Genomic DNA, 7,711 nt, shown 5'->3' on the forward strand with positions numbered 1-7,711 from the left:
TATGAAAAGTAAGAAAACGCAAGTGATTATTTAGTAGTAATATGTTTTAATGTCATTTTTAATTTTTATTTTTGCCATTCAAAATTTCCCTCGACTGCGCTCGGGATGACAAAAAAAGTTATATAATATGAGAACGATACAATTTAGAGAAGCAATTTGTGAGGCAATGAGTGAAGAAATGCGTCGCGACGAATCTGTTTATTTAATGGGTGAAGAAGTTGCCGAATATAATGGTGCTTACAAAGCGTCTAAAGGAATGCTTGACGAATTTGGACCAAAAAGAGTTATTGATACTCCAATTGCCGAACTTGGTTTTGCAGGAATTGCAGTTGGTTCTGCAATGAATGGTTGTCGTCCTATTGTTGAATATATGACGTTTAACTTTTCGTTAGTTGGTATTGACCAAATCATCAATAATGCTGCCAAAATGCGTCAGATGAGCGCAGGACAATTTCCTATGCCAATGGTTTTTCGTGGACCAACAGCTTCTGCAGGACAACTTGGAGCAACACATTCTCAGGCATTTGAAAACTGGTTTGCTAATACTCCAGGATTAAAAGTTGTAGTTCCATCAACAGTTTATGATGCTAAAGGATTATTGAAAGCTGCAATTAGAGATAACGATCCAGTTATTTTTATGGAAAGTGAACAAATGTATGGCGATAAAGGAGAAGTTCCAGAAGAAGAATATATTATACCACTTGGTGTTGCCGATATTAAAAGAGAAGGAACAGATGTAACCATAGTTTCTTTTGGAAAAATTATAAAAGAAGCATTTGTTGCGGCAGATGAATTGGCTAAAGAAGGAATTTCTTGTGAAATTATTGATTTAAGAACAGTTCGTCCATTAGATTATGATTGTATTTTAACTTCTGTTAAAAAAACTAATAGATTAGTAGTTCTAGAAGAAGCATGGCCATTTGCAAGTGTAGCTTCAGAAATTGCTTATATGGTTCAATCAAAAGCTTTTGATTATCTAGATGCACCAGTACAAAGAATTACAACTGCCGATACACCAGCACCATATTCTCCAACTTTATTAAAAGAATGGTTGCCAAATGCCAATGATGTTGTTAAAGCTGTAAAAAAAGTAATGTATAAATAGATTATTAGATTTTTAGAAAATTAGAAATAAATAATTTATAATAGATTTATTAAAAAAAATCTAACAATCTAACAATCATACAATCATACAATCTAAATAACTATATTTGAAGCTTAATCAGAGAAAATTTGATGAAGCTTTTTTTTGTCAATTTCAATCACTATTAGATTATGCATAAAAAACTATTTTTTTCACTTTTATTAATTGCTTTTTTTTCGAGTTTGTCTTTTTCCCAAACTAAGATAAGTGGTATAGTGTTAGATAAAAAAAACAAACCAATTTCTTTTGCAAGTTTGGCTTTTAAAGGTTCAAGCGAAGGAGTTGTTAGTAATGAAGATGGGCGATTTTATTTAGAATCTAAAAAAACTTATTCTACCATTTTTGTTTCATTCGTGGGTTATGTAACAAGAGAAGTTGAGTTGCCACAACAAGTAAATTATGATTTAAAAATTGTTTTAAATGATGAAGAAGTTCTTGAAGAAGTAAAAATTTATACTGGTAAAACTTCTAAAAAGAATAATCCGGCATTAGATATTCTAAGAAAAATTTGGGAACGAAAAAGGAAAAACGGACTCAAAATGTTCAATCAATATGAATATGAAAAATATGAAAAAGTTGAGTTTGATTTAAACACAATAGATAGCGCATTCATGAAAAGTAAAATTTTTAAAGGAATGGAATTTGTGTTTGATAAAGTTGACACTTCAAAAGTTACAGGTAAAACCTATCTTCCAATGTTTATAAACGAAGCAATATCTGATGTTTATGGAGACAATAAAAAAGGAAAAGTAAAAGAAGTATTAAAAGCCAATAAAAATTCTGGATTAACCAATGGCGATGGAGTAAATACATTTATTAAAGATTTATATAACGATTATGATATATACAACAATTACTTAAATTTCTTCGACAAGAGTTTTACAAGTCCACTTTCTAAAACAGGAATTGATGTTTATAATTATAGATTGGCAGATAGTGCTTTTGTTGACAATAAATGGTGTTACAATATAGTTTTCTATCCAAGAAGAAAAAACGAACTTACTTTTAAAGGCGATTTTTGGGTAAACGACTCCACATTTGCAATTAAAAACATTAATATGGCAGTTACAAAAAGTGCTAATATTAACTGGGTTAAAGAAATTTATATAGAACAAGATTTTGAAGTGCTTAATGATTCAGTATTTCTTTTAACTCGCGATCACATGATGTCAGATTTTGCTTTAAATAAAAAAGAAAAATCAAAAGGCGTTTATGGAAAAAGAACCACATTAATTAGAAACCATAAATTCAATATAGAAAAACCAGAAAAATTCTATAAAGAAGAAGTCAATTTTATTGATAATGAAGTATATAGTAAACCAAAAGAATTTTGGGATGAAAACCGTTTTGAAAAACTAAATAAAGACGAAGAGGGAATATACAAAATGCTCGACACATTAAAAACAGTCAAGAAATTTAAACAAATGTATAATTTAGTCTCAATACTTGGAAGTGGTTATATTGAAATAGGAAATTTCGATTATGGACCAATATTTTCAACAGTTGGTTTTAACGAAGTTGAAGGTACAAGAATTAGAATTGGAGGAAGAACATATTTTGGACCAAACGACACTTGGCGACTACAAGGATATTCTGCTTATGGTTTTAAAGACGATAAAGTAAAATATGGTATATCGGGAAAATGGATGGTAAACAAAAAGAACAGAGTCATTCTTTCTGGAGGAAATAGAAGAGATGTTGAGCAAATTGGTGCTAGTTTAACAACTACAAATGATGTACTTGGGCGAAGTTTTGCATCATCAAGTTTATTCAGCTCTGGTAGTAACGGAAAACTAACCAATATTAATTTATCAACCGCTTCTATTGAAATAGAACCAATCAAAAACCTAACAATTCAAACAGGTTTTTCATATAGAACATTAGAGTCTGCATCAAACACATTCAAACTAGATTATTTTACAGACAATACATTTAACACTACAAAAAGCGAAGTAAAACAGTCTGAAATTAACCTGCAAGTAGAGTATACTCCAAATAAAAAAACCATTGGTTATGGTGTAGAAAGAAGAAATGTTGACAGTCCTTTTAGTACGTTTTTTGTAAACTATAGTCAAGGATTAAAAGGTTTTATTAATAGCGATTTCGATTATCAAAAAATCCAATTATACTATAAACAACCAATTGTTATTGGACCATTAGGAAGAACAAATCTAACCATGGAATTAGGAAAAACCTATGGTAAAATCCCATTAGGATTAATGAGTGTAGTTCCAGGAAATCAAACTTATTTCGTTATAGGAAACACATTTAGCAATCTAAATTTCTATGAATTTGTTGCCGATCAATATGCAACTTTTCAATGGGAACACAACTTTAACGGAAGACTTTTATCTAGAATTCCTTTAATGCGAAAATTAAATTGGAGAGAAATAATAGGACTACGATCAGTTTACGGAACCGTTTCCGACCAAAATAAATTAATAAACGCCTCAGGATTAATCTATGTTTCACCAGAAAAACCATACTTTGAATACAGCGCAGGAATAGGAAATATTTTTAAAGTTTTTAGAATCGACTGTAGTTGGAGAGGAAATTATCGCGACATTCCAGGAACAAATAACTTTACAATCAAAGGAGAATTTGGCTTTTATTTTTAAAAAAAAGTAATTATTTCAATTCTCATAACTTGAAGCCAATCCAGCTATACATTGCAAGTCCTCACTAAAAAAGTGTTTTTCTATACTATAAAAAGAGCTTCCTTTGGTCGCTTTTTTATAGCAAGAAAAACTACTTTTTTTAGTTCCGGGCTTTACACTATTATCTGGGCTAAAAAACAACTATGCAACAAGCAATCACATTTTTAACATCCAAAGATAAAACCTTAAAATTCATACTCGAAAACTTTGGAAACCCAACTATCCAAAAACGTCAAGAAGGATTTGCCTCAATGTGTCACATAATTCTAGAACAACAAGTTTCAATTGCATCAGCCAAAGCTTGTTATGTAAAATTAGAAAATCATTTCGGACAAATCTTGCCAAAATTAATTCACAGCGCGACTAACGAAGAACTAAAAAATTGTGGTATATCACGTCAAAAAATAATTTATATCAAAGATTTAGCATCCAAAGTCCTTAACAAAGAAATTGATTTTTCTACATTTTCATCAAAATCCGAAGAGCAAATTCGTGCCGAACTCATTACAATAAAAGGAGTTGGCAATTGGTCTATAGAAGTTTATCTCATGTTTTGTTTGCAATCGCCAGATATAATTCCGCTTGGTGATATTGCAATCAAAAACACAATAATAGAGTTGTACAATTGCCATACACATGAGGAAATGCAAGTGTTAACAAACAATTGGAAACCATTTAGAACTTTTGCTTCCTATACAATTTGGCATTATTATCTTAAAAAGCGTAATAAAATTTAAATTACTTCTTAAAAAATTTATGGTCTAAACTGTATTTTCCCGGACCAGTAAAAAACAAACCAAGATAAATCATGAAATAAACAAAGGCAGTGTTAAACTCATGACCATTATCTCCTTGATTTATTATTGAAAAAGGAAAAACAACTAGAAAAATATAGCCCATACAAAACATTAAAATCATTGTGCTAATTCTAGAAAACAATCCAAAAATTAATAAAACACTACAAAAAAGTTCTGCAAAAATCGTTAGTGCCAACGGAGTTTTACCTGTCATTCCTAGAAAACTGACATTTTTAGCCCAAAAATCAGAACTAGCCATTTCGCTAAAATGAGATAGTTTCTCATAGCCATAAAACGCCATAAGTAATCCAATTATTAGCCGAATTAAAAGCAATCCTAAATCTTTATTAATAGGATTTGATGAAAGTAATAATAGTTTTTTCATAATTTATCTATGTTAAAAATTGAAATAAAAAGTTTGAAATAAAATTAAACAACATTATAATAGGTTTCATTAAATTCTCAATTTTTTGTAAACATTATTGTCTTAATAATTTAATAGTTACACTAAATGTATATTTTCAATTTTAAGTTGTTCAAGTTCTTAAAATTTTGTTATTTTTGCACCCGATAAAATTTATAACAAAAATTATATTTATGGAATCAATTATGATTTATGTGCCAATTATAATGGCAATCATTGGCTTGCTATTTATGGCTGTCAAACGTTCTTGGGTTTTAAAACAAGATGCTGGAGATGGAAAAATGAAAGAAATTTCAGATTACATTTACGAAGGAGCATTGGCTTTTCTTAAAGCAGAGTACAGATTATTAGCAATATTTGTTGTTTTAGCAAGTTTTGTTTTAGCTGGAATTACTTTTATTCCTGGAGTAAAAACACATTTATTAATTGTAGTTGCCTTTATTTTTGGCGCATTCTTTTCTGCTTTAGCTGGAAATATGGGAATGAAAATTGCTACAAAAACCAATGTTAGAACAACTCAAGCTGCTCGTACTAGCTTACCACAAGCACTAAAAGTTTCTTTTGGTGGAGGAACAGTAATGGGATTAGGAGTTGCAGGATTAGCAGTTCTTGGTTTAACAGGTTTCTTCATTATATTATATAACCTATTTATGGGTGGTGTTTGGACAAATACCGAAGACATGACCAAATTATTAGAAACATTAGCTGGTTTCTCTCTTGGAGCTGAATCTATAGCATTATTTGCTAGAGTTGGAGGAGGTATTTATACAAAAGCTGCCGATGTTGGAGCTGATTTAGTTGGTAAAGTTGAAGCTGGAATTCCAGAAGATGATCCAAGAAATCCTGCTACAATTGCAGATAACGTTGGTGACAACGTTGGTGACGTTGCAGGAATGGGTGCTGATTTATTTGGTTCTTATGTAGCTACAGTTTTGGCTGCAATGGTTCTTGGTAACTACGTTATAAAAGATATGGGCGGAAAAATCGAAGATGCTTTTGGCGGAATTGGACCTATTTTATTACCAATGGCAATTGCAGGTTTCGGAATTTTATTTTCTATCATTGGAACAATGTTAGTAAAAATTAAAGATAATGACGCTAAAGAAAAACAAGTTCAAGGTGCATTAAATATTGGAAACTGGGTTTCTATAGTTTTAACTGCAATTTCATGTTACTTCTTAGTTAAATATATGTTGCCAGAAGTAATGACTATGGAGTTTTTTGGTGAAGGTTTGCAAAAAATATCTTCAATGAGAGTGTTTTATGCTACAATTGTAGGTTTAGTAGTTGGTGGAACAATTTCATCAGTAACCGAATATTATACAGGTTTAGGTACAAAGCCAGTTTTGGCAATTGTACAAAAATCATCTACTGGTGCAGGAACAAATGTTATTGCTGGTTTAGCAACCGGAATGATTTCTACTTTTCCAACAGTATTATTATTTGCCGCTGCAATATGGTCTTCTTATGCTTTAGCAGGATTTTACGGAGTTGCACTTGCAGCTTCTGCAATGATGGCAACTACTGCAATGCAATTAGCAATCGACGCTTTCGGACCAATATCTGATAACGCAGGTGGAATTGCAGAAATGAGCGAATTACCAAAAGAAGTTCGTCAACGTACAGATATTCTAGATTCAGTTGGTAACACAACAGCTGCAACTGGAAAAGGTTTTGCAATCGCTTCGGCAGCATTAACTTCTTTAGCATTATTTGCGGCGTATGTAACTTTTACAGGAATTGATGGTATCAATATTTTCAAAGCTCCAGTATTAGCAATGTTATTTGTTGGTGGAATGATTCCAGTAGTTTTCTCTGCTTTAGCAATGAACTCTGTTGGAAAAGCTGCGATGGATATGGTGTATGAAGTGCGTCGTCAGTTTAAAGAAATTCCAGGAATTATGGAAGGAACTGGAAAACCAGAATATGCAAAATGTGTTGATATTTCAACAAAAGCTGCTTTACGCGAAATGATGTTACCAGGAATTATGACAATTGGTTTTCCAATTGCAATTGTACTTTTAGGTAAATTAGTTTACATGGGTAATGCTAATGCAAATTCACTAGTTGCAGAAATGTTAGGTGGATATATGGCTGGAGTTACTGTATCTGGAGTACTTTGGGCAGTTTTTCAAAACAATGCTGGTGGTGCTTGGGATAATGCAAAAAAATCTTTTGAAGCTGGAGTTATGATTAATGGTGAAATGACATACAAAGGTTCTGATGCTCACAAAGCTGCAGTAACTGGAGATACAGTTGGAGATCCATTTAAAGATACTTCTGGACCATCAATGAATATTTTAATCAAACTTACTTGTTTAATTGGTTTAGTAATTGCTCCAATATTAGGAAGCGGTTCTCATTCTGATGCAAATGCTACAGCAATGGCGTCTTGTTGTTCATTGCCTGAGAAATGTGCATCTATGAGTAAAGAAGAATGTGCAAAAATGGGTTGTGCAGAGGACATGACTTGTAGCTCAATGAGTAAAGAAGAGTGCGCTGAAAAAGGATGTATGAGTAAATCTTGTAAATTCATGAATGAATCTAATACAGTTACAAAAGAAATTTCAAGAAAAGTAATGATTGAAAAAACCATTGAAAATGGTGTTACTAAAGCTAAAGTTACTACCATTGATAATGGAACTGAAAAAGTTTTAACTTTTGAAGGTACAGATGCTGAAGTTCAAAC

At 31.6% G+C, this 7,711-nt stretch carries 5 protein-coding genes; 4 read left to right on the forward strand and 1 reads right to left on the reverse strand.

Going from position 1 to position 7,711, the window contains the following annotated elements:
• The first annotated feature begins 127 nt into the window (after window positions 1-127).
• From ACH2BO_RS09925 to ACH2BO_RS09935, 3 genes are all read left to right on the forward strand, one after another.
• Window positions 128-1,105 carry a pyruvate dehydrogenase complex E1 component subunit beta gene (locus ACH2BO_RS09925; RefSeq protein WP_395044587.1) on the forward strand — a complete coding sequence of 326 codons (978 nt, stop codon included), beginning with the start codon at window positions 128-130 and terminating at the stop codon, window positions 1,103-1,105.
• A 170-nt stretch (window positions 1,106-1,275) separates the two neighbouring features.
• Window positions 1,276-3,762: a DUF5686 family protein gene (locus ACH2BO_RS09930; protein WP_395044588.1), complete on the forward strand. Its 2,487-nt coding sequence runs from the start codon at window positions 1,276-1,278 to the stop codon at window positions 3,760-3,762.
• A gap of 182 nt (window positions 3,763-3,944) precedes the next feature.
• A complete protein-coding gene (locus ACH2BO_RS09935) occupies window positions 3,945-4,538 on the forward strand; it encodes a DNA-3-methyladenine glycosylase family protein (RefSeq protein WP_395044589.1) in 594 nt (197 codons plus the stop codon).
• Window position 4,539: 1 nt separating this feature from the next.
• On the opposite strand, the gene ACH2BO_RS09940 is transcribed toward ACH2BO_RS09935, so the two are convergent.
• Window positions 4,540-4,983 (reverse strand): DoxX family protein, encoded by a 444-nt coding sequence (locus ACH2BO_RS09940; RefSeq protein WP_395044590.1) that lies wholly within the window; start codon window positions 4,981-4,983, stop codon window positions 4,540-4,542.
• A 212-nt stretch (window positions 4,984-5,195) separates the two neighbouring features.
• On the opposite strand from ACH2BO_RS09940, the gene ACH2BO_RS09945 reads away from it, so the two are divergent.
• On the forward strand, window positions 5,196-7,711 hold a 2,516-nt coding region (locus ACH2BO_RS09945), incomplete at its 3' end, for a sodium-translocating pyrophosphatase (RefSeq protein ID WP_395044591.1).

Source organism: Flavobacterium sp. (assembly GCF_043773265.1).
Taxonomy (GTDB): Bacteria; Bacteroidota; Bacteroidia; order Flavobacteriales; family Flavobacteriaceae; genus Flavobacterium.

Excerpts from the sequence above, each read along its gene's own strand:
- ACH2BO_RS09925 (WP_395044587.1), top strand. The coding sequence starts at position 128 with ATGAGAACGATACAATTTAGAGAAGCAATTTGTGAGGCAATGAGTGAA.
- ACH2BO_RS09935 (WP_395044589.1), top strand. The coding sequence starts at position 3,945 with ATGCAACAAGCAATCACATTTTTAACATCCAAAGATAAAACCTTAAAA.
- ACH2BO_RS09930 (WP_395044588.1), top strand. The coding sequence starts at position 1,276 with ATGCATAAAAAACTATTTTTTTCACTTTTATTAATTGCTTTTTTTTCG.
- ACH2BO_RS09940 (WP_395044590.1), bottom strand. The coding sequence starts at position 4,983 with ATGAAAAAACTATTATTACTTTCATCAAATCCTATTAATAAAGATTTA.